Source organism: Leptolyngbya sp. GB1-A1 (assembly GCF_039962475.1).
Classification (GTDB): Bacteria; Cyanobacteriota; Cyanobacteriia; order Elainellales; family Elainellaceae; genus Leptolyngbya_A.
Genome location: NZ_JAMPLI010000021.1, coordinates 68243 through 94898 on the forward strand (window position 1 = coordinate 68243; position 26656 = coordinate 94898).

At 46.8% G+C, this 26656-nt stretch carries 21 protein-coding genes and 3 pseudogenes; 13 read left to right on the forward strand and 11 right to left on the reverse strand.

Going from position 1 to position 26656, the window contains the following annotated elements; all coding sequences use genetic code 11:
* Positions 1 to 75: 75 nt before the first annotated feature.
* The 3 genes from NDI45_RS18655 (at position 76) to NDI45_RS18665 (ending at position 3239) form a co-directional block, all read left to right on the forward strand.
* Complete coding sequence (locus tag NDI45_RS18655; protein WP_348248241.1) at positions 76 to 240, forward strand: heavy-metal-associated domain-containing protein; 165 nt, start codon at positions 76 to 78, stop codon at positions 238 to 240.
* A 101-nt stretch (positions 241 to 341) separates the two neighbouring features.
* On the forward strand, positions 342 to 2609 hold the full coding sequence (locus NDI45_RS18660; RefSeq protein ID WP_348248242.1) for a heavy metal translocating P-type ATPase: 2268 nt from the start codon (positions 342 to 344) through the stop codon (positions 2607 to 2609).
* 15 nt (positions 2610 to 2624) lie between these two features.
* The gene (locus tag NDI45_RS18665; RefSeq protein ID WP_348248243.1) at positions 2625 to 3239 is read left to right on the forward strand and encodes a cupredoxin domain-containing protein; all 615 of its coding nucleotides are present in this window, start codon (positions 2625 to 2627) and stop codon (positions 3237 to 3239) included.
* Here the strand turns inward: NDI45_RS18665 and NDI45_RS18670 are convergent.
* The 9 genes and pseudogenes from NDI45_RS18670 to NDI45_RS18710 all read right to left on the reverse strand — a co-directional run.
* Positions 3234 to 3347, reverse strand: a pseudogene (locus tag NDI45_RS18670) (IS6 family transposase); the annotation flags it as partial. The gene NDI45_RS18665 and the pseudogene NDI45_RS18670 sit on opposite strands and share 6 nt — an antisense overlap.
* A gap of 136 nt (positions 3348 to 3483) precedes the next feature.
* On the reverse strand, positions 3484 to 5322 hold the full coding sequence (locus NDI45_RS18675; protein WP_348248244.1) for an amidase: 1839 nt from the start codon (positions 5320 to 5322) through the stop codon (positions 3484 to 3486).
* A gap of 236 nt (positions 5323 to 5558) precedes the next feature.
* Entirely contained in the window at positions 5559 to 7763 is a 2205-nt protein-coding gene (locus NDI45_RS18680) for an amidase family protein (protein WP_348248245.1), read from the reverse strand.
* Between the two features lie 17 nt (positions 7764 to 7780).
* Entirely contained in the window at positions 7781 to 8920 is a 1140-nt protein-coding gene (locus NDI45_RS18685; protein WP_348248246.1) for an asparaginase, read from the reverse strand.
* A gap of 214 nt (positions 8921 to 9134) precedes the next feature.
* Positions 9135 to 10376, reverse strand: a complete 1242-nt coding sequence (locus tag NDI45_RS18690) for an MFS transporter (RefSeq protein ID WP_348248247.1) — start codon at positions 10374 to 10376, stop codon at positions 9135 to 9137.
* Between the two features lie 127 nt (positions 10377 to 10503).
* On the reverse strand, positions 10504 to 11205 hold the full coding sequence (locus tag NDI45_RS18695; protein ID WP_348248248.1) for an isochorismatase family protein: 702 nt from the start codon (positions 11203 to 11205) through the stop codon (positions 10504 to 10506).
* Positions 11206 to 11246: 41 nt separating this feature from the next.
* A complete protein-coding gene (locus tag NDI45_RS18700) occupies positions 11247 to 12290 on the reverse strand; it encodes an ABC transporter substrate-binding protein (protein WP_348248249.1) in 1044 nt (347 codons plus the stop codon).
* 106 nt (positions 12291 to 12396) lie between these two features.
* Positions 12397 to 13260, reverse strand: a complete 864-nt coding sequence (locus tag NDI45_RS18705) for an ABC transporter permease (protein WP_348248250.1) — start codon at positions 13258 to 13260, stop codon at positions 12397 to 12399.
* Complete coding sequence (locus tag NDI45_RS18710) at positions 13257 to 14090, reverse strand: ABC transporter ATP-binding protein (protein WP_190790467.1); 834 nt, start codon at positions 14088 to 14090, stop codon at positions 13257 to 13259. Before NDI45_RS18710 ends, NDI45_RS18705 begins: the two co-directional genes overlap by 4 nt.
* 518 nt (positions 14091 to 14608) lie before the next feature.
* Between NDI45_RS18710 and NDI45_RS18715 the strand changes: the two genes are divergently transcribed.
* Positions 14609 to 15556 (forward strand): LysR family transcriptional regulator, encoded by a 948-nt coding sequence (locus NDI45_RS18715; protein WP_348248251.1) that lies wholly within the window; start codon positions 14609 to 14611, stop codon positions 15554 to 15556.
* A 30-nt stretch (positions 15557 to 15586) separates the two neighbouring features.
* Here the strand turns inward: NDI45_RS18715 and NDI45_RS18720 are convergent.
* Positions 15587 to 16293 (reverse strand): annotated as a pseudogene (locus tag NDI45_RS18720) (IS6 family transposase).
* A 45-nt stretch (positions 16294 to 16338) separates the two neighbouring features.
* Complete coding sequence (locus tag NDI45_RS18725; protein ID WP_348248262.1) at positions 16339 to 17160, reverse strand: sulfite exporter TauE/SafE family protein; 822 nt, start codon at positions 17158 to 17160, stop codon at positions 16339 to 16341.
* A 328-nt stretch (positions 17161 to 17488) separates the two neighbouring features.
* Between NDI45_RS18725 and NDI45_RS18730 the strand changes: the two genes are divergently transcribed.
* From NDI45_RS18730 to NDI45_RS18770, 9 genes and pseudogenes are all read left to right on the forward strand, one after another.
* On the forward strand, positions 17489 to 17719 hold the full coding sequence (locus tag NDI45_RS18730; RefSeq protein ID WP_348248252.1) for a helix-turn-helix domain-containing protein: 231 nt from the start codon (positions 17489 to 17491) through the stop codon (positions 17717 to 17719).
* Positions 17720 to 18563: 844 nt separating this feature from the next.
* Positions 18564 to 19940: a S8 family serine peptidase gene (locus NDI45_RS18735; protein WP_348248253.1), complete on the forward strand. Its 1377-nt coding sequence runs from the start codon at positions 18564 to 18566 to the stop codon at positions 19938 to 19940.
* A 76-nt stretch (positions 19941 to 20016) separates the two neighbouring features.
* Complete coding sequence (locus tag NDI45_RS18740) at positions 20017 to 20235, forward strand: ketohydroxyglutarate aldolase (RefSeq protein ID WP_348248254.1); 219 nt, start codon at positions 20017 to 20019, stop codon at positions 20233 to 20235.
* Positions 20222 to 21670 carry a family 10 glycosylhydrolase gene (locus NDI45_RS18745; RefSeq protein WP_348248255.1) on the forward strand — a complete coding sequence of 483 codons (1449 nt, stop codon included), beginning with the start codon at positions 20222 to 20224 and terminating at the stop codon, positions 21668 to 21670. The genes NDI45_RS18740 and NDI45_RS18745 overlap by 14 nt, the downstream gene beginning before the upstream one ends.
* A 194-nt stretch (positions 21671 to 21864) precedes the next feature.
* Positions 21865 to 22623, forward strand: coding sequence for a hypothetical protein (locus NDI45_RS18750; protein ID WP_348248256.1), 759 nt, complete (start codon positions 21865 to 21867; stop codon positions 22621 to 22623).
* A gap of 9 nt (positions 22624 to 22632) precedes the next feature.
* Positions 22633 to 23268: a hypothetical protein gene (locus NDI45_RS18755; protein ID WP_348248257.1), complete on the forward strand. Its 636-nt coding sequence runs from the start codon at positions 22633 to 22635 to the stop codon at positions 23266 to 23268.
* A 43-nt stretch (positions 23269 to 23311) separates the two neighbouring features.
* A complete protein-coding gene (locus NDI45_RS18760; RefSeq protein WP_348248258.1) occupies positions 23312 to 24382 on the forward strand; it encodes a patatin-like phospholipase family protein in 1071 nt (356 codons plus the stop codon).
* Positions 24383 to 24450: 68 nt separating this feature from the next.
* Entirely contained in the window at positions 24451 to 25014 is a 564-nt protein-coding gene (locus NDI45_RS18765; RefSeq protein WP_348248259.1) for a hypothetical protein, read from the forward strand.
* A gap of 409 nt (positions 25015 to 25423) precedes the next feature.
* Positions 25424 to 26519: pseudogene (locus tag NDI45_RS18770) on the forward strand (IS630 family transposase).
* Positions 26520 to 26656: the final 137 nt, after the last annotated feature.

A 26656-nucleotide genomic window follows, 5' to 3' on the forward strand; every position in this document is an offset into this window, starting at 1 on the left:
TACTGGAAGCATCACACTGAAATTTATCCACTTATATCAACAGTTTGAGACATTGACCGTTTGAGGATAACCACAATGACGCTACAGCTTACCGTTCCTAACATGGCTTGCTCTGCCTGTGCAACCACAATCACGAAGGCAGTTAAGGCGGTTAGCGCTTCACGCAACTCCCAAGGAACCGCTCCTGCTGCCCAAATCAACGCTGATCCCAAATTAAAACAGGTCAACATCGATACTTAGGCAAACGAAGCAGCCGTTCGAGACGCAATCGTTACTGCTGGATACACGATCGCTTGATTGTCCGCTTTCCATACTGCACAAGCTTTTGAAGGAGATGATTTATGGCATCAGACCAAGCAACGTTAAAACTACGCGGTATGAGTTGCGCTTCCTGTGCCAATAACATTGAGCAGGTAATCAAATCAGTTCCGGGCGTAACGGAATGCTCCGTCAACTTCGGAGCCGAGCAAGCCAGCATCGTCTACGACCCTCAGCACACCGACCTGGGAAAAATTCAGAATGCCGTGAGCGAGGCCGGCTATTCCTCCTTCTCTCTACAAGAGCAGGAAATGGTGACGGGTGAAGACGATGCTGAAAAAGCGGCTCGATTGGCAGAAAGTCGTGACCTAAGGCGCAAAGTCTGGGTTGGCGGCATGATTAGCGCGATTCTGATGATTGGCGGACTGCCCACGATGACGGGACTGCATCTTCCGTTGATTCCTGCCTGGCTGCACAACTTCTGGCTTCAGGCAGTGCTGACGGCTCCGGTGCTGTTCTGGTGCGGTCAACAGTTCTTTGTGAATGGCTGGAAAGCGTTCAAACGCCACAACGCCACAATGGACACTCTGATTGCTCTGGGAACGAGTGCTGCTTACTTTTATTCGCTGTTCGTCACGATCTTTCCCGAATTTCTCACCGCCCAGGGGCTGGCTCCGGCAGTTTACTACGAAGTTGCGGCGATCGTTATTACCCTGATTTTATTGGGGCGACTGTTTGAGAACCGGGCAAGGGGACAAACCTCCGAAGCGATTCGGAAACTAATGGGCTTGCAGGCGCGGACTGCCCGCATCGTTCGTAACGGCAAAGAGCAGGAAGTACCAATCAATGAGGTGTTGCCAGGTGATATCGTTGCGGTGCGTCCTGGCGAGAAGATTCCGGTGGACGGAGAGATTGTTAATGGTGCTTCCACGCTCGACGAGTCGATGGTGACCGGGGAAAGCATTCCGGTTAAAAAGCAGGCAGGCGATGAAGTGATCGGCGCGACCATTAATAAAACAGGCAGTTTTCAGTTTCGCGCGACGCGAGTGGGAAAGGATACATTCCTCGCGCAGATCGTCAAACTGGTACAGGAAGCGCAGGGATCAAAAGCTCCGATTCAGCGACTTGCAGATCAGGTGACGGGCTGGTTCGTCCCCGTGGTGATTGCGATCGCCTTGCTCACCTTCCTAATCTGGTTCAACGTCATGGGCAACCTGACGCTGGCAATTATCACCACGGTTGAAGTTCTGATTATTGCCTGCCCCTGTGCGTTAGGACTGGCTACACCAACCTCGATTATGGTGGGCACGGGGAAAGGCGCAGAAAACGGAATTTTAATCAAAGGAGCTGAAAGTTTAGAGCTGGCACACAAAATTCAGACGATCGTGTTAGACAAAACGGGAACGCTGACGCAGGGTAAACCCACGGTCACAAATTTCATCACCGTGAACGGAACTGCGAACGGCAACGAGATAAAACTCATACAGCTTGCTGCATCCCTTGAACGTAATTCAGAACATCCCCTCGCAGAAGCCGTGGTACGCTATGCCGAATCTCAGCAGGTTGAACTAAAAGACGTTCAGGAGTTTGAGGCGATCGCTGGAAGCGGCGTTGAGGGATACGTTTCTGGTCATCTGGTGCAGATTGGTACGGGACGCTGGATGCGTGAACTAAACATTGATACGCAAGCTCTCCAGGAACACAAAGATCAGCTCGAAGCTGCCGGAAAAACTGCCGTCTGGCTGGCAGTGGATGGCAAAATGCAGGGCGTAGTCGGCATCGCAGATGCCCTGAAACCTTCTTCTATAGCGGCAGTACGCGCCCTCAAGCGATTAGGTTTGCAGGTCGTGATGCTCACAGGCGACAACCAGCGCACCGCAGAAGCGATTGCCCGCGAAGTGGGAATTGTCCGAGTCCTGGCAGAAGTCCGTCCTGACCAGAAGGCCGCTACTGTTCAATCGCTCCAGTCGGAAGGCAAGATTGTTGCAATGGTGGGAGACGGCATCAACGATGCGCCTGCCCTAGCTCAAGCCGATGTCGGAATTGCGATCGGAACTGGAACCGATGTGGCGATCGCTGCCAGTGACATCACGCTCATTTCAGGCGACTTGCAGGGGATCGTGACCGCCATTCAACTCTCGCGCGCCACGCTGCGAAACATTCGGCAAAACCTGTTTTTTGCTTTCGTCTACAACGTCGCTGGCATTCCGATCGCCGCTGGCATCCTGTATCCGTTCTTCGGCTGGCTGCTCAGTCCTGTAATTGCAGGTGCAGCAATGGCATTCAGTTCGGTATCTGTAGTCAGCAATGCCCTGCGTCTGCGAAATTTTCAGCCTAAGCACATTCAGTAGAAGGATGATAGAACGATGAAATTCCGTCGATTAATTGGAACGCTGGCAGGCTTTGGGCTAGTGTTTGGAGGGGGTGGGACGATTGCATTAACCGTTGTGGAAGCAGGTGTTGCCGCTCCTGAAGCCAGCATGGAAATGCCACATGGTTCGACCTCTACACCAGAATTCCAGAAAATTGAGCAACCTCTGGGCGTAAAGCTGGGAGTCACCGCAGGCGGAGTGGGTTTGATCGGATTGGAACTGTGGTGGTTTTTGGGAAGGAAACCCAGATCGCAAAAGGCACAGTCTCAAAAAGGTATTCAGGAACTTGATATTGCAGTTGATGGTGGCTATGAGCCAAATCGCATCGTGGTTCAGGCAGGGCAACCGGTGCGGCTCAACTTCTTCCGCAAAGATCCCACCCGTTGTTTAGAGCAGGTTCTCATCCCAGACTTTCGGATTGCGAAAGACCTGCCGTTCAATAAACGCACGGCGATCGAATTTACCCCCCAGCAGCCCGGTGACTATCCCTTTACCTGCGGCATGAATATGTATCGCGGTGTGATTCAAGTCGTGAATTCAAACCGTCAATCGACTTCTCCAGAAGCCAACCCGCACTGTTTCATGCCTAAACTCGAACCTTTACAGTAAGAAGAATTCGGCAATATCCCGAAAGCTGAGCTTGTAGCGCAACCGACACAGCAGCACTTGGAACACGATATCAGCGGGCACCTCAATGAAGTTGAAGGTTGAGGGCAGTAGTCAGTTTATCAAGCCGGGGCTCCTACCCTCAATTTGAGTACCCAGTTCTGGCAGTTTCCTTGCATCCGATAAACAGAGCCGAGCAAAGCCCGGCTTAGTTACGATAGGCTTGCTACAAGGTTATCTATCGCGTTTAAGCGAATTCACTTGCTGTGATCAGATCAGCATCAACTCCTTTCAAAACTACTAACACGTCCTTATCCAGCAGAATACGAGTATTCTGTCCAACTTGAGTAATTATCAAATCATCAAATTGGACTTCCTGACTCAGCTTAAGCTGGTCTAATTCAACTTTGTAATCTTCAATCACATCTCTTCCCAAACCTGTCTTCAGAATGAATGTCTTCCCTATATTTCGATCGCTACCAGTTCCTCCATAAAGTAATTTATCAACAGCTGTGAGATCGGGTGTTGTACCAGGTGTTTTGCGGTACTTTGTAGCTTGCTCAAAGTCGAAAGCGTAGCCTAAAATTTCTGCTTCACCGTAGTAATCTCCCATAAAACTGAGGGAAGCAGGAGCACTGCCCTTCGTATATCCCATTGGAACTGTGACAACGGGTAAGCCCATCACGTTTGATTCAGCATCAGCGTTTCGATTAAAGGGAATAGGTCCTGTTGGTCCAGATTCATCTGGGATTGCAGCACGTAGAGTCGGAAACACAAACGCATCAATACCCTGTTTTTTAACAAAGGGTTCAAAATCATTGACGCGCCATTGCTCCAATGCTTTCAGAACAGTCTGTAGGGCTTCGTCTTCAAATGAGCGAGGGGTTCCTTTTTCAAGAGCTTCTAGAGTTTGAACTAGAGCAGTATCGGAAAACTCTCCAGTAATCGCAGTTTTTACATCTAGCAGTGAGTCAATTTCTGGATTGTTGAGATCTTTGATAAATTCTTCCAGATAGTAGGCAGCGCTTTCTCGATTCCAATTAGGAAACTGTTCGTCGGACCAGCCATAATCCCACTCTTCCTCACGATTGATCCATTTAGAAAGGTAAGGGGCTGTGTCTACCTCAATTACAGTTGCGCCCTGCTCTTTCAGAGTTTGCTTGGCATCCTCAAATAGCTTTTCAATTTCAGGATCAAGCTCAAATCCTTCTCCCAATTTTTGATCCTTACCAACATATATTTTGGGAACGGCAAGAACTTTTCCTTCTAATGCCTTTTCGTTCAAAATCTCTGGCGATGCGTAGGACTCTGGGCGATCGTTAGCTCCCTCTGGTTTATAGGAATACCAGAGATCTTCCGGATCTTCCTGCACCAGTACATCCATCATGATTGCTGTGTCTGTCACACTGCGCGTCATGGGACCAATCACATCCCGGAATGGGGAAAGTGGAATAGTTCCATCAACTGAGACAAGTCCCCGGCTCGGCTTAATTCCGACAAGCGAATTTGCTGCACTGGGGATAACGATCGATCCTCCCGTTTCACCCCCCATTCCTGCAATTGCAAAGTTTGCTGCGATCGCAGATCCAGTACCAGAGCTTGATCCTCCTGTTTCCTTGTTCAGATTGTAGGGATTGCGAGTGCCACCAAACAAGTTGCTAAAGCCGCGAACACCACTGGCAAAGCTGTCCATGTTTGTTTTGCCCAGGATAATCGCGCCTGCTTCTCGCAATTTCTCTACTACAAATGCATCGTCGTCTGAAACAAAATTCTCAAAACCTCGAACTGCACCTGTGGTTGCTAATCCTGCTACGTTGTATGAATCCTTGACCATTATGGGAACGCCGTGCAGTGGTCCAAGAATTGTGCCTTCGGCGCGCAACTGGTCTAGTCTTTCAGCCTGTTCAAGTGCATCGGGACTGAGAGTAGCAACGGAGTTGAGATAGGTTCCGGTTAGTTCATCGTCATATATTGAAATTCGATCGAGATAGTACTGAGTTAACTCTACAGCTGAGAGTTCTCCGCTCGCCATTGCAGCTTGTGCTTCTGAAATGGTTAAGTCCAACAATGAAGGCTTAGATGTCATAGAACAAATCTCCTCAACTGGAAATACTAGTAGTTAAAAGCAGCAGAAAAGTGTGCCTCATTACAACTTCTAGAAAGTCTTGAATTTTCAAAATGAAGGTTGAGGCAAAGGGTGACTCGAACCGTTTCCAAAGTTCCCTAAGCTTGAGAAACTTTAAATGAAAACTGAGTCAGGAATCCTCTGGAACTACAGGCTGCAAGATGAATGCAGCACATTGAATACTCTCAAAGCATCTTCTAAACAAACACAAAGTTATTTGCTGTTAATGCATCTGTCTCAGTATTCAACAGCGTTGCTACAACTGCATCGCCCACACGGATATCTGTATTTTGCCCGACTTGGCTGAAGGACAAATCTGTGAAACACAGGCTTAAATCACTAATTCCAATCACGTCCGCTCCAATCTCATAATCTGCGATCGTGTTTTTGCTGACTGGTAATTTTGCCTTAGCAATCCAAAACTGGTCTGCTCCTGTGCCTCCTGTCAGTAAATTATCTCCTAATTCACCAACGTATAGTTTGTCGTCTCCCTCATCACCAAAAAGCTGATCTCTCGTTCCTGCAAAAAGTTCATCATTGTTTAAGCCGCCGTAAAGTAAGTTGTCACCTCGTCCTTTTGAGGCATCTAAAATATCCGCTCCCGCTTCTCCAAAAACCTGATCGTTTCGGCTCGCCAATACCTTATCCGCACCATTTCCTGCATAAAGACGATTGCGACCTGTTAAGGCTGGAGTTGTATCGATCGAGTCATTACCATCGCCTGAGAAAACAGTATCCCCATTACCGTCAAAATCAGTAATTTGCTTTGCAACAATAACGTCATCTGCGGCATCCCCTGCAACCAGCACTTCTGTCACGTACTCAAATTCTTCCCCTTCAAGTGCAGGCAATAGCGGAGGGGCAGCTCGGTGTTGGGTTGCTTGCTCAAAGGAATAGGCTAAACCCAGTAAGGCCGGCTCACTGTAAGGAACTCCTGTAAAGGAAATGGTAATTGGTAAGCCATCTTCACTCAATCCTGCTGGAACCGTGATATCTGAGAAACCAAGCAGACTAGCAATCTCTACACCACGAATTGGTGGTGCTGGTAACACTTCTACGAAAGTGGGATCGGTCACTCCTTCAAAGGGGGAAGCAAACGTTCTGGTTGTTGGAAAGACAATCGTGTCAATATCATTGCTTTCATAAATATCAAAGAACGTCTCTCGCAATGCAGGAATAACATTCTGCACTACGTCAATGTACTCAAGATTTTCCAGTCCACCATAATCTCGAATATTCTTTAACCCTTGCAATCTGGAGGGTGGCACTAAATCCGCAAATTCTGGCGACTCTGCGATCGCGATAATATCATCCAGCGTCTTAGGATAACCCTCCTCTAAAGTAGACAGGTACTCAGCGAGCTGAGATGGGAACTCCGCTAACCCAATTGATCGTGAGGCATTGATCATGGTGGTTAGCAACTCGTTTGATAAATCGAGTTCAACGATCGTGGCTCCCAGATCTTCCATTACCTGAATAGCCTCGTCGATCAGGCGATCGACTTCCGGATCACCCCCAAACCAGACACGACCTACCCCAATCCGTGCCCCTTTCAATGCATCAGGCTTTAGGAATTGGGTGTAATCCTCAAAAAATTTGTCGGGTTGTGCTTGAGGAGCTGGAATAGGGGTTTTAAAGATAGGGTCGTTAGGATCGTATTGCACCATCGATCCCAGAGCAACAGCAGCATCGGTGACGGTTCGTGCCATCGGCCCAATTCCATCACGGGAAAGGGCAAAAGGAACAATACCATCCAGGGGAATTAATCCACGTGTAGGACGAATACCCACCAAACCATTGAAAGAGGAAGGCCCACGAATAGAACCACCAGTATCACTTCCAGTGCCAAGAACTGCAAAATTAGCAGCGATCGCTGCCCCCGTGCCGCCACTGGAACCAGATGCGTTCCGGTTGAAGTTATAAGGGTTGCGAGTCTCGCCTCCATACTCTGTGTAAACGCCCAGTCCGCCTCTAGCAGCGAACTCACGCATATTAGCTTTACCTAAAATGATGGCTCCATCTTCTCGCAACAGCTCTACTGAACGCGCATCATCTGGCGGAACCGAGTCTTTCAGAACGATAGAACCAGCTGTCGTCGGCAAATCAAAGGTGTCAAAGTTATCTTTGAGCACGATTGGAATGCCGTGCAACGGTCCCTTTAGCGTTCCTGACCGACGCTCTTCATCTAATTGTCGAGCCGTTTCAAGTGCGCTTGGGTTGACACTAATCATGGAGTTGAGTGTCGGTCCCTGCTGATCGTAAGCTTCAATTCGGTTTAAATAAAGCTGTACAAGCTGTTCGGCCGTCAGAGCTTCAAATTCAAAAGCTTTCGTAATTTCCTCAATTGTTGCCTCTATCAGCTTGAATGAAGTGGGAGCTGATAGCCGGGTTGTCGTTATCATGGTAGATTTCCTGTTGATTAGTATTCCTCAAAAATGCGGCGAATCTCAGCCGGATCACTGGTTTGCGTTAACGCTAACATCAGCAAGATACGGGCTTTTTGAGGCAGTAGATTATCGCCAGGAATAATCCCTGCATCGACATATCTCTGGCGATCGAGAACTCGCCCGTTGCCAACTCGGCTTGATGCAATCACAGTGACTCCACGTTGAACAGCTTCCTTTAGCCCTTCAAACTCACGAGGTGCTGCTCCGCCCGCTCCTGTTCCTGCCAAAATAATGCCCTTCGTCCCTGCTTCGACTAGCGCATCAACTGTGTCACGAGATGCTTCAGCGTAGGAGTAAACAACGTCTACTCTCGGTAGTTCCGTCACACTGGTAATATCAAATTCCGACCGCACGGTATGGCGACGCATTGGAGAACGGTAGTACACAACGCGATCGGAGTCTGCATAGCCAAGAAACCCTAATTCACCAGATTGAAAAGTTTCCAGGCGAAACGTATTTGTTTTTGTGACATCTCTAGCAGAGTTGATTTGGTCGTTCATGACAAGTAGTGCGCCCATTCCTCGCGAATGAGGAGCCGCAGCAACCCGAACAGCGTTGATTAAATTGAGTGGACCATCCGCACTAATTGCAGTTGCAGGTCGTTGCGCCCCTACCAAAACGACAGGCTTATCTGATTGAACCGTAAGATGCAAAAAGAAGGAAGTTTCTTCCAGCGTATTGGTTCCATGCGTAATCACAACCCCTGCTACGTCTGGCTCGGTGGCAAAAATTTCGTTAATTCGCTTTGCCATTTTTAGCCAGATTTCGCTAGTCATGTCAGGACTACCGATATTGGCAATTTCTTCAACTTCAACGTTGGCAAAGTTTTGAATCTCTGGTACAGCTTCGACCAGCGCATTCCCTTCAACTCGACCAGCCGTATAGTCCGACAAAGTGAGTGGCGTTGCTCCACGGCTAGCGATCGTTCCTCCCGTTGTCAAGATTTTTACTTTCGGCAGTTCGGTCGCTGTTTCGGCTTGAGCAACCCTGACTTCGGAAGAGTTTGTGGCTAAGGAAGTAACGGGTAAAGAATAAACCGCGAATGGGGCAGCAAGAGCAGCAGGACTTACCAGAAATATTCCTGATAATAGTCGATGGATAAGTTTGTTCATTTCTAATTTACTCCTCACTTAACTCATGCACCCAAGATTTTCTGAGAAATTAATGCAATTATTGGATAAACAGAGTAATGCAAGTAGTGTACATAGCAACATATTTAATTGGATTTTGCAATGAACAGTATGCCGCTCCTCAATAGACAAATTACAATAGACAAACTGATATATTTAAGAAATATATTGTGAAGCTTAGGGTGCAAAATATCTTTTATGTTTCAGTAGGCTGCGTTCCTCTTGTCAGGACTGCAAAAAGCAGCGTTGAGATAATCACCAAAATGCTGTTAAACATCAGGCCACCAGCAAGCGTATAAGGAGTTAAATCGGCAACTGCGCCAACGAGAACGGGGCCAACCATAAATCCCAGATCGCTGATAGCTCTTAAAAGTCCCATTGCAGGTCCGAATCTGGCTTGAGGCGTAACATCAGCAGCATAGGCAGCAGCAGCAGGAGAACTAATTCCCATTGCAACTCCCAGAATAACGATAGCAATCCAGAAAAGACTGGGAATCGGCGACCAGGCAACGAGAATTAAAGCAGCGGCACAAGCTGTTTGAGCGGGAACAATCACAATCTTCCGGCCATACCTGTCCATCATTCTTCCGGCAAGCGGCAGGGCCAGAAAATTAGCCAGTGTTGCGATCGTTAAGATTAGCCCGATCTTATCTGAGTTCATCTGAAACCGATTGAGTCCAATTAATGGAATCAGCGTGAACTTTGCAGCGGTTCGGGTAAAGAAGATAGCAAACGAAACAACGGTAATCAGCAAAAATTTGCGGCTGGACATCAGTAATTTCAGGTCGTTGAGTCCTCCGAGAGATTTCCGTTCTCCGGAAACAGAGTTGACTGTCAAGTTCCGGTTGAGCGTTTCTGAAACCGAGCAGAATGCAATCAATGCCGCGATTGCAGAGACAACACCAAATAGCCAGAACGGAGCCGCATATCCCCAAGTACTGGCAGCAAAACCGCCCACAACAGGTCCTAGTGAAGTGCCCGTTAGCAGCGCGGTCTGGTAAAGTGCCATTGTTCGACCGCGAGTTTCAGGGGTGCTGAGGTCTGCCACGGCTGCCATTGCTGCAGTCATGTAAAGAGCTGACCCAACGCCTTGTACAAATCGCCAGGCCAGGAGCCAGGTGAAACTATGGCTTGCTCCTGCTGCAAAAGATGCAATTGCCAGAAGTCCGGGACCACTCCACAATAATCTTCGTCGTCCATACCGTTCTGAAAGTGTTCCTGCTGGAATGTCAACTAATAAGCGAGCAAATCCAAACACGGTAACGGTCATCCCAACCATTACGGTACTGACATTAAAACTGGAGGCATAAAGAGAGAGTACGGGAACAAGCAATCCCATACCCATCATTACGCACATAACAATGATAAGCAGAGGAATTAAGGCTGGCTGTTGCCGTAAAACCAGCATAAACCCTGTGTTTTCAGGATGATGTCGCATGAAAACATATATTGTTTTACTGACAAACAGCAGGGCTTACAGGTCATTTGCGATCGTTGCCCAGTTTCGCTTCGTAAGCCTTGTTAATTCTGAAGTAAGTGTTATATAACCACTATCAGACAGCTGCCTATACTGGATCAGCGATTGAGATTACTCCCGCAACCTGCATCAAATAATCGATCGCGATATCCACAGAAACAACATCTGCATATTTCATGTGTAGATCAAATAAGCTTACTTTGTGAGAAATTTGACTGCGATCGGCGCAGCATTCATGGGGAATGATGACATTGAAATTGTACTGGAAAGCATCTAGCACCGTTGCCCGCACACAGCCACTCGTCGTCATGCCAGTAACGATTACCGTATCCACTCCTTCATAAACGAGATAAGACGCTAGGGGGGTTCCAAAAAAACCGCTGGGCTTTGACTGCTTGTCAATTACAATTTCTCCCGGAAGTGGAGTTAAGTTCTCGACAATGACATCCCCAGGGGGTAAAGCTGGATCAACGAGAGGTCGTTTTCCGGTTTTCCATCGTCCTCGCTGGGCGGGTTTAGGTTTATAATCTGGTTCTGCATAGCCCTTTGTGAAATAAATAGGAATAGCCGCTTTTCGGGCAACATTCAATAGCTTGCGGTTAGCTGCAACTGCGGGATACCCTGTTTTGCTCCATCCCGTTGGATAGCGACTGTCAACAAAAGCTCGTGTCATATCTACGATGATCAGAGCAGGTTTTACTCCGGCTTCCACAGAGCATTCTATCCCCCGAAAACCAGAGCGAAAGCTCATCATATCCACGTTTGAAATAATGCCGTCCCAGGGTTGCATGGTTAATTTCGTTGAAGGATAAAACGAACGTGGTGATTATCTTAAAAACGGGAGCTAGAAATTGCTGCTTGCATAAAACGCATGTCAATCACCGCATCATAGGAAACATCTTCTTTTAATATATTTGCCTTTCGCACTACCGCATGTCCCGTCTTCCACGCTTCAGGTTTAACAATACCGTCTGAACTCCAGAGCTGGTCAGCAAATGCTCGATCGAGTATTGCCTTTAGGTCATCTTTTGGCATCATTGGAAATTCTTTTGTTGCAATCTCAAACGTTTTGTCTGGATTGTCATAAACAAATCGGATCGATCGATACAGTGCGCGAGTAAAACGCTCTACGGTTTCAGGTTTCCGGTCGATCGTCTGTTTGTGGACGTTAATCGTAGAGAAAGCATACGAACCCAACTCTTCTGGAATGCTGTAGACGGGTTCGCCCCAGATTCCCTGACGAATTCCTTGCGTTAAGATTGGCTCTGTTGTGATCGCAAAGTCTGCTTGTTTAGTTTTCACTGCGGCAAGTGCTGCCGTATGCTCTCCTTCAATCAGCACTGCGTCTTTCTGCGGGTCCAACCCCTTCTTTGACAAAACATAGCGCAGGATAGAATTTGGAGTGCTACCAAAGTGACTGACAGCAATTCGCTTCCCCTGCAACAGCTCTGCTAAATTTTGCTGAAGTTCAGCTGGGGTAAAGTTGAGATGATTCCCTGCAACAAGATACACATTTCCACGATCGACTACATGAGCGATCGCCCGCAATTCAGCTCCTTTTATTTTGGCTAAAGCATTGCGTTCAGGTCCACCAATAAATGCCCAGGCATCTCCTGCAAGCACTGCGTTGGTATGCGCTCCTCCGCCCTGAAAAGTCACAACTTCAACGTTCAGCCCTTCTTTTTCAAAGAATCCTTGATGTATCCCTACATAAAGCGGCAAATATCCGGTTCCATGCAGCGGTTCCGCGATCACAAGCTTGGTTAAATCACCGCTGTCCCCAGGAGCGATCGCAACACTACAGCTAAAAGCTGCAAACGCAAGCAGAATAAGCCCAAACTGCTTCCAGCACTTTAATTGAGATCGTAAACCCATTAATCTCCACGATAAGAAGTTGAAGCTCCACCGACTGAAGTTCCACCCCCTGAAACTCCACCCACTGAAAAGCCATCCCTTCTGCCCTTTGCCCTGAACGGCAGTTTTACTCCTTGATTGGCTGAGTTCCATGCATTACTCCTTTCAACAGAAGCTGTTCTAGATGTTGCACAAAGGCGTACATCACCACTGAAAGTGCAGCGAGAACGAGTACGCCAACCCAGACCAAAGCAATGTCGTAAGTTTGCCCAGCATAAAGAATCAGCCGACCCAACCCTGCTTGAGATCCAAGAAACTCACCGACGATCGCCCCGGAAAGTGAAAGCCCAATATTGACTCGCAGGGACGAAATAATCCAGGGTAACACCGACGGAATCACAACTTTTGTAAAAACCTGCCATCGAGTTGCTCCCAGTGAGTACATGAGCTGCTGTAAATCAGGATCGACAGCTTGAATACCGCTGTAAGTAGTCAAGACGGATATCACGATTGTCAACGCGACGGCCATTGCAACCTTAGAAGCAAATCCCATCCCAAATACGAGGATGACGAGCGGACCTAATGCCAATTTAGGAGTCGCATGAAAAGCAATGATGAGCGGTTGAGCAATTGCAGCATAGTTGCGCGACCACCAGAAGGTTAACCCAATTGCTGCACCCAGACCTGTACCGATGAAAAATCCAGCGATCGTTGAGCGAAAAGTAAACCAAATATCGCTAACTGCACTGCCCTGACGAAAGAAAACAATTCCAGTCTTTAAAATGGTGAACGGGGAAGACCAGAAAAAAGCGTCGATCCAGCCGATGCGAGTTCCCAATTCCCATACTGTCAACAAAGCGATCGTGATACAGATCTGCCAAAGTACAATGATGTGTTTAGACCAAATCCGTTCGTGTGGCAGCGATCGCCCCTGGCATGAAACTTGTCTTGCCCAGCGCATCGAGTTAACCGGAACTGGAAGTCTAATCATCGCTGCGCTTTTCCTTTTCTTGCGACATCCCGACTGAGCTTTAAAATTGATCCTGCAATGTCTTCATCCGCCAGCAGTGCAAGGCAGGTTTCCTTGAGACGAATGAAGCTTGGATCAGTCACAATTTGACGAGAACGAGGGCGATCGAGCGATATTTCAAGCCGCGCTTTGATTGTTCCGGGGCGAGCCGTTAAGACAAATACTTCATCTGAGAGGTAAACCGCTTCGTCTACATCATGCGTCACAAATAAAACCGTTTTGCCGAAGTCACTCCAGAGCTGAAGCAGCCATTCCTGCATCTGGGCACGGGTTTGTGCATCTAATGCTCCAAAGGGTTCATCTAATAAAATTAACTCAGTATGACACAGCAAAGTACGTAGCAACGCTGCTCGCTGACGCATTCCGCCTGACAATTCAGCCGGATAATGATTCTCAAACCCACCCAGGCCATACTGATAAAGATATGGCAGGGCCAACTGTCTAGCTTTACTAATGGAAATCCCCTGAAGTTCCATCCCCAATACAACGTTGTCTAAAACAGTTCGCCAGGGAAGGAGCAGGTCTTTCTGCATCATGTAGCTTACCAGCCCAATTTTGCCTGTGACATCCCGCTCGTCAATTAAAACTTGACCTGCTGTAGGCTGCTGCAAGCCCGCAATAATGTTAAACAGCGTTGTCTTTCCACTTCCAGAAGGTCCAATCAAGCTGACAAAGCGACCTGCTGAAACTTGCAGACTGATGTCTTCCAAAGCATTGACTGGCCTTCGATCGTGGCTTTGAAAAACATGGCTGATTTCACGTAGCTCTATTTTGCTAGAAAGCCAGTTCATCTTCCGTCGTGTTCCCTTGTGTGACACCGACTCAACCTGCCGAACACACTTGAGTTGAACCCCAATGCGCTACAGGAGTTCTGCGGCTGGAATGATAGCAACTCTTTGCCTCCAACCCTTGAAATCCAAAATCAAGTTAGGGGATTGAGACGGCTGGAATCGTACTTTTCATCACATTTCCGATTACGTTCTAGAATTCCTGCTATTTGTGAATCCAATAGCGCCTTCTTTATCGAATATCATTCGGCCGGCGCAGAATTACCTATGCTGAATTACCTATCTTAGGGTTTGCCTGTATATTTTTTAACAAACAGAGCAATATTGTGGCGAAATTAAGTGCTCCCTGGCTTAGAAGAGTTCACTGACTTTAATGTAGTTAATAATACAGAAAAGTAGGCTTGGCAGATTTAGATTGTCCTGAAAATACGTGCCTGAAGCTATTTCAGTTTAATGCGTTAATTTTATCCCTGAGCAGAAATATTGCCAGCCAATAGATTTACCTGTAGAGTAGCCGAAAAATGAATAAACACAAGGTGGGGCATCTAGATTTTTCAGCCTTGATTTCATTTGTTGAAGTTGCGGAGAAAAATAGCTTTACAGATGCAGCAGTTGCGCTGAATTTATCGCAGCCTACTGTGAGTCAGCACATTCAGAGACTTGAGCGGTTTTTAGGAGTTCAACTTCTACATCGGCGATCGAATGGGGTTTATTTAACAGAGGAAGGTAGGGTATTCATCCGCTATTGCCGAGATTCTTTACAAGCAATGCAAGATGGTGCATTTGCAGTTGCAAGGATGTCTCAAGCAGTGACAGGCATTGTAACGCTAGGGTTAACTCCTTCCTCGTCACAGCGATTTTTATCTCAGATGTTAAGCCGTTATCATCAACAGTATCCTCAAGTTCATGTAAAAATTTTAGAAGACTATACAGAGGGGCTAATTAAGCAAATAGAGCAAGGCTTGCTTGATTTAGCGATTTTGTCACTCCCTTTTCCTCAAGACAATGTAACCTGTGAAGTGCTTTACGAGGAACCAATTCTGCTAGTGATTGGTGCAACCCATCCTTTAGCCACTTCTAAGAAACTTTACCTGGAGGAGATTGAAACACTACCGCTTGTTCTGCATCGGCAGAAATCAACATTCGGTAGCAGCCCTTGTGGAATTGGTAATATCGTTGAGAAGATTTATCAAATTCATCAGCATCGTTTCAAGATCGTTGCCGAGGTCAAAGGTTTTCAGTCAGTCCGGCAACTTTTACTTTCTAACTTCGGTGCAACATTCGCGCCCCATTCCCTGGTTCAAGAAGATTTAGAAGCTGGCAGACTTATTACGATAGAGGTGTCGGAATGTTCTTTGTCGCGATCGGCAGTTCTTATCACAAACCATAGACAGCATTTAAGCCTGGCTGCGGAAAAGATGGTAGAAGTAATTCGAAGTCGAGCAGGTTGTGTCGCAAAAACTCTTTAAAGACAAACAATTTCTATCAATCTCATCGTTTTAAGCAGCTACTCCAAAAATTGCTTCAATAAATCTGACCTGAAATACAATATCCCCTTGATTAATACCATTGACTTGTCCTTTATGAACCCTATATCATCGCTTCGATCCCACTCAAGGTTCTCCTCGCCCTATTGAATGACCTGAACCCCTTATTAGTCTCACTATCCGCTGATGGTTCGATGATCTTGCTCAACAGTATTGTTCACATACTTGCTCTGCCTCAACTGGGTCTCCTCGGTGATTGTCTCATCCTCCTGCAGCCCCTCAATTGCTACCGAATAAGCAGCATTTTTATCGGCAGTAATTACGCGCGGAGCCTGATCAGGCTGGGGTTTGAGCACTTTGCGAAAATCGGGCGGCTGCCTTGCCATCTCGCTTGGCACTAAGCATAAAGTCTAGGGTATTGCCCTCCGAATCCACGGCGCGATACAGATATTTTCAGGCTCCCCTAACTTTGATATAAGTTTCGTCCACCCTCTAGGAATGACTCGTGGGCCTGAGGTGGGATCGACTGCATTTGTCCAATTCCGGGGCATACTTCAAAACTAACGGCTGATCGTTAAATGATCCACTCCCATGCCGCGCTCCTGCATCATTTCCTCTAAATCTCGGTAGCTAAGGGAGTAGCGACAGTACCACTGCCCCTTGAGCAAGATGATTTCAGGTAGAAAGTGCCGCCACTTAAATAGAGAAGCAGTAGACATCGTGGAGGAATCAGGCGTGTCTAAGCTTACCTACCTTACTATTGACTAGTTTTTGCGATACAACTTTTCAAGTAAGTCATCAGCACTGTTAACAATACCTGCTTGGCTAAAGATATACAGCGCTAATATCCCTAAGAAAGTACGAAAGAGAAGGCTGATTACACTATCAGGTAGTTTGGGCAACAAGCGCGTGCTCACCTGTGCGCCCACTAATCCACCCAATCCTAACACCACTCCAATCATTGGAATAACATTACCGCTGAGTGTGTGACCAATACTAGCAGAGATGGCAGTCATGACAACCACACCCAAGCTAGTTCGAATGGCAAGCTTAATTGGTTCACCTAAAAACAGCATTTGTAGGGGTACCATGATCACTCCACCACCAACCCCAAATAGTCCAGCTAGCAAACCTGCCAGCCCTCCTGTAATCAGCCGAACAAGTCTTGGGTTCGCTGATTGATGGGGGGGTGACTCAATAGATTGAGGTTGCTTTGCAGCAAGGCGATTTTTTAGATCAACCAAATAAATGTTGAGCAGCAGGAGTACCCCAAACGCACCGAGTAACCAGGTAGATGGTAGGTGATCAGCAAGCCATACTCCGAACTGCGCCGTAATTAAAGCTGGTAAACCTAAGGCTAAAATCCGCTGGCTGTCAAAATACCCCATCCGCCAATTTTGTACTGTACCAGAAATGGAGGTAATCAAAATCGCCAAACTGCTGGTTGCGACTGCCTGTACTGGAGTATAGCCAAAAGCAACAAGCATTGGCACTAATACAGTACCACCGCCAATTCCCAAAAAGCCTGCCAAAACTCCAGAGAAAAAACCTCCTACCACCAGCAGCAATAAACTAAATAAATTCATGACGGGCTCAACACTAGACTCACACGCTTCCATTAAACCGCATTCAACTTTTTGCATCTCAAAGGATGCAACTCAAACTCTCGATCGCGTAAAATAACAACCAGAAAAAACAACAGTTGCCTGCAATAAGGAACCATTAAAAAACGCAAAATAGGTAGTGCCATTTAGGAAAGAACGCAGAAAAAAGAGCAAGAGAGAATAGAGAAGTGACCTGGTTTGACTTTTCCACGATGATCAAACCGTTGCTGCAATGCCCTAAGTAGGGAAACGGAAATAAACACTGTTATATCAGAATAAGGGAGAAGCGTACTTTGAGAACCCTTCTTCAATGACCCGTCCTCGCCTTCAAGTGGTTCTGACTGCAGAAGAAGACCGCACTTTACTGGAACTTAGAACCGCCAGTAGCGTTCCGCAACGGACGAAAGACCGTGCTGAGGTGCTACGCCTGAGCCATCGAGGATGGACGACCGAGCAAATCGCCGAGTATTTTGATTGGCGGGTGGAAACGGTGCGTGAAACCATCTATTGCTGGAGAAAACAAGGCTTAGAGGGATTGTGAGATGTACCCCGGACGGAACGCCGCCCCACTTGGCAGGAAGCCGCATGCCACCCATGCCTAAAATGGCAACGAATCGACAACGGTCATGAATGATCCATTGCTTCAAGCAGGTAATTCCTGTATACGTCCGAAGAAAGCAAATACGTCTGGTGCTTTACCCCAGTCCTGATGAGCAGACAGAGTCGGAGCATGACTGTTGGCATCGGGACTAGCAGGCACAGGCTGTATTGTTCGTCTATAGCCTTGTTCTAAAACGGTCGCCACTTCTCGCTAGTTCTTGATTGCAATTTCCGTTAAGGCTTCAATGTAGCGGTATAGCCCGCGCGTGAGATCAACCCGCAAGCCTTGCAGTTGACGGTTAATCTTGATAGCGATGTCATGAGGGCTGTTACCTTGCAACAAACAACGTAAACAAACCCGTTCAGTCTGAGCCAGCGGACGCTGTTTTACTTGAGCTAGGGCAGTGTAGAGGCGATCGAGATCCCACTACTGAACGACATCAGGGAACACGTCCTCTTGAAAACTGGAAGAGGATGACATAATTAGTGAAACAGAGATAAATCAATCCTTTGCTGCTGGTGCGGTAAATGCAGAAAAATCCTTAGAGCCTACTATCGATCGTTGTTCATTAGTTGAAATATTTATTAAAGCTTCACAGGCATTTTCACAGTTTTTGAACGCTTGCTTCAGTTTTTCTTAAGGAATCTCCTAATGATCGTTAGGTGTGTGCCAGGATACAGGGCGGCTATTTTGGGATTACATCAGCAAAAGTAGTCGAATCTGAGCTTGATTGTGCATACTACTAACCTCATTAATCCTCAGAGTAGCTTCCCCCTTATCAATTATGGAATTTCTCAATACGCCCTCCTCCGAGCCGGAATTTACAGGCAGACAACTTGTTCTACTAAAGCAAGACAAGCTAGATGAAGGAGTCCAGTTAATACAAGAACTGGCTAGCTTGAGTAGCACTGTATCATCGACTGATCCAGAGCAGGATTCCCACAGTGTTAGCGAAGCTGACATTACCGTTCTTGAAACCTTGGGTGTTGCAATTATCAACAAGCCCATTGATGCAACTCATTTCCTATCTTTAAGTGCTGCGAGTGAAGAGCCTGAGTCACCTATTCTATCCGTTGAGCCGGAGCAATATTTCTATGCGTTGATGGATATTGGAGATCGGGTGATTGCTAAACCTCAGCCCAGCCAATCAGGAGAAATCTCACTACAGTATTTGCAGGGTTATCGAGATGGAATCGCCAATCTCGTTGACCAGTTAGCAAATCAAGATAGTTTGCCCTTTAAGTCAATTCTGAGCCAAACCTGGACGGACACCGCAGCAGCAACCTGGGGACTTCAAGCGACTAATGTAGTCAATTCCCGTTACAGTGGCAAGGGAATCAAAATAGCTGTTCTGGACACGGGTTTTGACCTCAATCATCCTGGCTTTCAAGGACGCACGATCGTCAGCCGATCTTTTGTGCAAAGCAACAAGAGTCTGCTTCCAGTCCAAGACTTGAATGGGCACGGAACGCACTGTGTAGGTACAGCTTGTGGACCTCGTAATCCCAAGACTGGAATGCGTTATGGAGTTGCTTATGGTGCTGAAATCTATGTTGCTAAAGTGCTAGACGATCGTCCAGTTATCCCAAAAGGGTTGCCCGGTGAAATTCTTCAAGGAATTGAATGGGCAATTCTGCAAGGGTGTCACGTCATTTCGATGTCGTTGGGATCGCCCAGAAAGCCGGGTGATGTTCGCCCCTTCTACCACAAAGTAATGGATCGAACGTTGAAAGCAGGTTCTCTCGTTATCGCAGCAGCAGGCAATAGCCGCCAACGCCCAGCAGGAATGCCAGCCGTCAATACTCCTGCGGACGCGCCTGCAGCAATGGCGGTTGCTGCTCTGGATGCACGGGAACAAGTCGCAGATTTCTCTAGCCAGGGAGATTCGGTTAATGGTGGACAGGTCGATTTAATTGGTCCAGGGGTAGATGTCTATTCCAGTTACGTGCTTAGAACCAAAGCAGGTTCTACGACAACGGGCTATAGCAGGCTGAATGGAACCAGCATGGCAGCCCCCCATGTGGCAGGTATTGCTGCGCTCTATGCTGAAGCTAATCCTGGGACAAAAGGTCAAGCCCTCTGGTCTCTGCTTGTGCAAAATGCACGCCGTCTGCCTTTAGCTTCTCAGGATGCCGGGATTGGTTTAGTACAAGCACCCTAACGTTCTTCAACGGTGTTTCGTGCTGAAGACGTGCGAAACACCACAGCAACTTTTGCAATCGTTGGAGTGTATCAGGATGGCTGTAGTCAGAATTCTTGTTTCCATCAGCGATGATTACCTCGATCGTCTCTCAGAAGTTTCAGAGCAGCTACAGGCTTCAGGAATGAAGATTGAGCAGGTCCTAAGTACGCTGGGTGTTATTACAGGCGAAATTGATGCTGAAAATTTATCAGCCCTTCAAACAGTAGCAGGAGTCAGCAACCTGGAAGAAGAAAAACCGTTTGAGGCGCTTTGAGTCAGCAAATGCAATAACTTGCTGGGGAGCGTGGATCGCTCCAAACCGTTCAATCTGCACTCAGACAGCTTTCCTGAGCCGTATTGCTGCGGCTTCTTCTGTCTGTATCTCTATCTATATCTCAATTAAATTAATGGAGAATAAAATAATGCAATTGCTAACTGCAAACCGTAACACTGTTTTCAAAAAGACCGCTGCCCCTGTGGGACGTTTACCAGGCACAGATGTAGCCAATGTGAGGGCTGGTGACTCCTTCAATGTCCAGTATGCTTTTCAAGTAGGGCAACATTGCTTCGTCAGGTTACAGGATGCGCTCGGCACAGTTGGAAAAATTGGTTATTTTCCACTTTCAGATGTCCATGTTCCGATTCAAGAGGCGAGAGGAGTCTGGCTAACGACAACAGATAGTGACGTACTCAAGTCCAAAAGTAATATTCAGGCGGGCTTAAAACAGCTAAAAGGACTAGGCTTCAATACGATCTATCCTGTTGTGTGGCAGAGCGGCTTTACTCTTTTTCCAAGCGCAGTGGCTGCATCCGTAATTGGCTCAAAAATTATGCCAGACCCAGCATTTGCTGGCAGGAACATGCTAGCTGAGATTGTTGATGAAGCGAAAACTCAGGGGTTCCGTGTGATTCCCTGGTTTGAGTACGGATTGATGACTCCACCCGGTTCTCAGCTTGCAATCACTCATCCAGACTGGTTAACAGCAGTTAATGACAAGGGAGATACCATTCGGACTAAAAGAGCAGATAGGGAAAAAGATGATCAGGTTTGGTTAAATCCGTGCCGCCCAGAAGTGCAGCAGTTTATGGTAGACCTAATCGCTGAGGTAGCCGAGCAATACGATGTAGATGGAGTCCAGCTAGATGATCACTTTGGTTTTCCCGTAGAGCTAGGATACGATCGGTTCACACAGAACTTGTTCAAAGCAGAAAACAGTGGAGCAGCGGCTCCAAAGGATCATACTGATCCAAAATGGGTAGACTGGGCATCAGGCAAAGTGACAGATTTACTCAGACGGATCTTTCACGCAGTCAAGGCAAAACGACCCGATTGTCTAATTTCAATCTCACCCAACCCTTTAAGCTTCTCAAAAGAGCATTACCTAGCTGACTGGAATAATTGGGTGCAGGCAGGTTTAGCTGAGGAGATTGTATTACAGGTCTATCGAGACACTGTCACTAGCTTCAGGGATGAGCTACTGAAACCTGAAGTCAGCGATACTCACGACCATATTCCCCTAAGCATTGGAGTTTTATCTGGCTTAAGAACACAGCGAGTTGCATTTGCACTCATAGAGAATCAAATTAAAGAGTCTCGTAACCGTTCCTATACAGGAGTCTCGTGCTTCTTTTATGAGACTTTGTTCAATGAGACCCTGACCCCTAGTAAGGCTAGAAACCTTTCCGACTTAAAAACTATATTTCCCTAAATCTGCACCGTCGCTCGTTTGATTTGTCCAAGAGGTTGTAAGGCTTTTCCGCCAGGATTTTTTCCCTATGCCTCGTCCTCAGCAAATTTACGATGACTGCAAATTCAAAGCCAATCGCCACATTGCCGATAATACTACGATTGTAACCGGCATCAAGCACTTAGAGAATTACTGAAAATAGAAGGAATACATCAATGGCATCAACAGACTACTACTGGTCACGAGTTCCTGGGTTCGGTAGAATGTGGTTCCTGCTTCTACCACGAGATGTAAAGAGCAGTGCAGGAGGAGAAAGTTTACTTGGCTCCGTTGTGCATGATCACGAGGACAGACTTTTTGGACCAACAGGACCTTTTGGCAAAATCTATCCAGAGCCAAATCACCTCACGACACCACAAATTATCCTCAAGGCGATTGAAGCAAACCATCTCGCTCTTGGAATTCCTTCAAAGAAAGACATCATTCAGGAAGAGCTATTTCCTTCTAGCATAAAAATTGAAGTCGAGAAGAAAAATAGCTTTAAGGTTGATGTAGGAAACTTTCCTGGTCTGCCGGTTTCCTTCACCATTGATTATTCTCGGATGAATAAGGTAACAATGGAGTTTGGAGTAGGGACTCGTAAGCGAATTATTCCAACAGGATTTTTGAGCCGCTTACATGAATTTTATGGAGGAGATGATTCCAGAGTACCAGGCTCCGCAGGAGTGAATATCAGTAAGGAAACCATCGTTCACCAAATTCTGACTGCAAGGCAATACAGCGTTACCTTTGAGTCTACAGAGGAATTTAAACCTCAGTTCCAAGCAGACATTGCAGCAAAAAACACTGCGCATGCAGGGCGAATTAAGTTTGCGCTAGATACAGTCACAAAGAAACGAGTTGTCGTCACAGTTAACGATGGCAATGAATATCTCATCGCACTCAATGATATTGACTGGGATAAGTTAGATTAGGAGAGATGTATGCGTCGTCTTGTTCTTTGCTTCAGCCTGATTGTGCTGATTGTTATCGCTCTTTTTGGGTGGAGTGATGCTGCATCAATCGCAGTTGAATCATCCGCCGCATCACGTTCCGAATCTCGGCAGTCTATCTTTTCGGATCCCAAAATTGTGCGCGGTGATCTTGCAAACTGCCAATTTACTGCGGTTCAGAATGGAGACCAGCTTTCACTCACATTTAATAAAGCGGTCGCTGCTTCACAAGGCAAGAGTCGAGATCGATTGAGATGTAGGATTGCGACTGAGATTACAGCAGAACCAGAGAAGGACTGGTATGTTCACAGCATTCAAAGCAGCATTGAAGGGGCGATCGTCCAGTCCCCAGGGGCGCGTGCCTTAGTCTCTGTTCGAGCGACCTTCGAGCGAAAACCGATTTTGCAAGTACGTGAAACCGCGTCAGTTTCCCTAGGCGGAAATGCGATCGGACGTTCAAACAATATCCCGGTTGATTTTGTTGTGTCGAAGGCAGAGCAGTGTGCTTCTACTCCCAAGCCTCTAACCGGTGAAGCAGTATTGGATTTTCGTCTCAGAGCAAAGGGGGATACCAGCGCTCATCTGGACTCTTTTGACCTCTATCTTATTTACCTACCCTGCAACTAACTTTTTAACCAGATTTCTAATTGATTGAGGAGAAGTATGAATTATGGCAAACACTCGCTGCATTTTATCGTGTGACGGTGGCGGTATCCGTGGACTGGTCACAGCAGTTCTTTTAGAACGCCTGGAAGCTAAGCTCCAGAAACATGATAAAGAGAAAAAGCTTAGAGATTACTTTGACCTCATTGCAGGAACTTCAACCGGTAGTCTCATTGCTTGTGGTATCTCTAGAGGAATTGATGCCAGTACAATCAGACAGCTATACCGCAAGAAGGGAATCGCCATTTTTCCTGAATTCAATAAAGTTGCTTGGAGTTTACTAGTTCGCATTCGCCCTGGCTATAGTCAACCGATTTATGATGGTAAAGGTTTGGAGCAAGTGTTACAAGATATTTTCGATAACGAACCCTTCCACACACTTCCGGTTCCCACACTTGTGACTAGCTATGATACCTACAATCGACGAGCAGTTGTTATGCAGTCGAACCAGTCAGCCTTTGCTAGTATTCCAATCTGGGAGGTTTGTAGAGCATCTGCGGCTGCGCCTACTGCATTTCCAGGGCACCTCATTAGTGAACCCAATTTTATTGCCTCATTAGAAGCCTCTGATTATTTGATCCCAACCGATCGACAAGGCAGAAAAGTGGTTCCTTTGATTGATGGCGGTGTGTTTGCTAATAATCCGGCATTATGTGCTGTTGTCAATCGGCGCACCTGGAGCGATCGCCCTGGGGAGGAAGATTTATTGATTGCTTCATTTGGAACAGGTCAGAACATCAAAGAAATTGGGCTGGAAGCTGCTCGTGAGTGGGGAGTACTGGAATGGATCAGTCCGCGTAAAGGCATCCCGATCCTCGACACATTGTTCGATGGTTCTAGCGACACAGTAGATTATGCAATTCAAGGGTTAGCTCTGAAGCAAAACTACTACCGTTTTCAGCCCAGGCTAGAAGCAAATTTGCCTGCTTTCAACGCTGGAGTCGATAACTTGAACGGTTTGGAAGAGGCGGCTGAACAATATTTAAGCCACATTACGATTGAGCAGAGATTGAACGAATTGGTAACTCAGCTTCGATCTCGCCAAAGCTCTCAATCTGAAATGCCAATCCCTGCCTAGAACGAGCTATGGGGAGGGAGTAGTTCCCCTATCTTCTCCCGAAACACAGCATAAAGGCGACACTATATATGCAGCATCCTTTTCAGGTGATTCCTCTCAATCTAAGTAATCTGCTACTTCTGTTATTGACATTCCTCACAGTGCTTTTCATGGTACTGCTAGACAAGCTTGGCAAGCCTTTGAAACAATCTCCTCGATCGCCAATGGGAATCGTTTCTTTAGAGTTTGCGGCGAGACCAGCTGATGCAATGCAAATGATTCAATCCTGGGGTAATGCAATTAGAAATGCAAAACAGATATTCTGGCTCGATTTCCCCTTTCTAGTGCTCTACTCTACTGCTCTGAGCCTTGGGTGCATTTGGGCAACCCGTGCTAGCTCTAACCCAGATTGGATTAATGCGGGAGTGGTTCTTGCATGGAACCAAGGTTTAGCAGGATTATTTGACATCGTAGAAAACTTGGCAATGTCGTCCTTCTTATTTAGGAACATTCAAGGCTTAGAGGTTCGATCGATGGACAGACTCCTCACTTTAACGACTGTTGTTTCAGCAAAGGTAAAGTTTAGCCTAATTTTTCTAGGGCTACTTTATATTGTAATTGCTGTGGGACTTAGAGTATTTCAGATTGAATGAATTGGCACCTTTTTGATTACCCAATGTAATGAACATTCGCAGCCAGTCAAAGTTGTTTCAAGCGATGTAGATTTAGCCTTAAAGGCAAAGATATGATAGACGATACGCATGACATTCTCAGTACCTTTAACAGATATGCCACAACTTTTGAAGCCTTGAATCCTCTAACAGTTCTCGACTTCTATCATTATCCTGCTATTTTGATTTCCCCTTAAAAGACAGTAGCAATCAAGAACCGAATTGAAGCATTCCTAACGCTTGCAACCGTGATGTTTGATCTCAAGAGACGTGGCTATCACCACGCTAAAACTTCATCATTAAGTGTTAGGAAGCTTGCTAAGTAGAGAGACAAAAGTAAACGCTGTTATGTCAAGATAAGGGAGAAGCCCGTTTTACTTCCCTTTTTCCAATGACTCGTCCTCGGCTCCAAGTGGTTTTAAGCACAGAAGAAGACTGCACTTTGCTGGAACTTAGAACTGCCAGTAGGGTGCCCCAACGAACAAAAGACCGTGCTGAGGTGTTACGCCTGAGTCACCGAGGATGGACGACCGACAAGATCGCTGAGTATTTTGACTGGCGTGTGGAGACAGTGCGTGAGACCCTCTATCGCTGGAAGCAACAAGGATTAGGGGGATTGTGAGATGCTCCCCGTCCAGGACGTCGTCCCAAGTGGCAGGAAGCCGACATAGCGCACTTAGAGCAATCGTTGCAGCAGGAAGTCCAAACGCACAATGCTCAGCAGTTAGTGCATCAATTGCAGCAAGAACGACAAGTCAGGTTGAGTCCACAGCAACTGCGACGGATTCTTAAAAAAAGGCTACCGTTGGAAGCGAACCTGACAGAGCCATCGAAGCTTACAGAGCCCCCTAGAGAAACAGCTCCAACAAGCAGACTTGGAATTGTTGCAGCAAGCCGCATGGGAGGGGCATTTGAAGTTGAAATACTTGGATGAGTCAGGCTTCGATTGCTGGAGCCCAGTGAGCTACACTTGGTCTCTGATCGGTACGCAAAAGCGACAGGAACAGACCGCCCGGCATGGTAGACGGGCCAACATCATTGGAGTCTGGGAACCGGATTGCAGTTTTAACTATGGCTTAGCGGTCGGGAGCATCACGAGTGCAACCTATCTTCGCTTCATGGATGAACAAGCCAAACAAGCCCAACGGTTGTTTAAGCGAACCGGCAAAATCACCGTGATTACTCAAGACAACGCTCAGATTCATACTTGTCAAGCGGTACAGCAATGCATTTCAGACTGGCAGAAGAAGGGACTGTACTTGTTTTATCTGCCTCGATACAGTTCAGAGTTGAATCCGATTGAGGGAGAGTGGCATCAGATTAAAGCCCATCGGATCCGAGGGCAGATGTTTGAAGATGAGTATGATTTAGTGATGAGCGTGATTGCAGGTGGGCAATCTAGAGGAGAAGCAACCGGATGTAAAGTGAAACGCTTCGGATTCAGCTCAAAGAAAATAATCAAGCAAACTGCTAAATCTCCGGCTTAACCTTGTTTATTTGTAGCCATCCACTAGACTTGTCGGGAAATAAGCAAGAATAGAAGGCAGAAATGGGATAAGCAAATGCTGGATATTGAACGGGTGCTGACACAAGACCGCTTGCTGCGCGCTTTAACTGGCTTGAA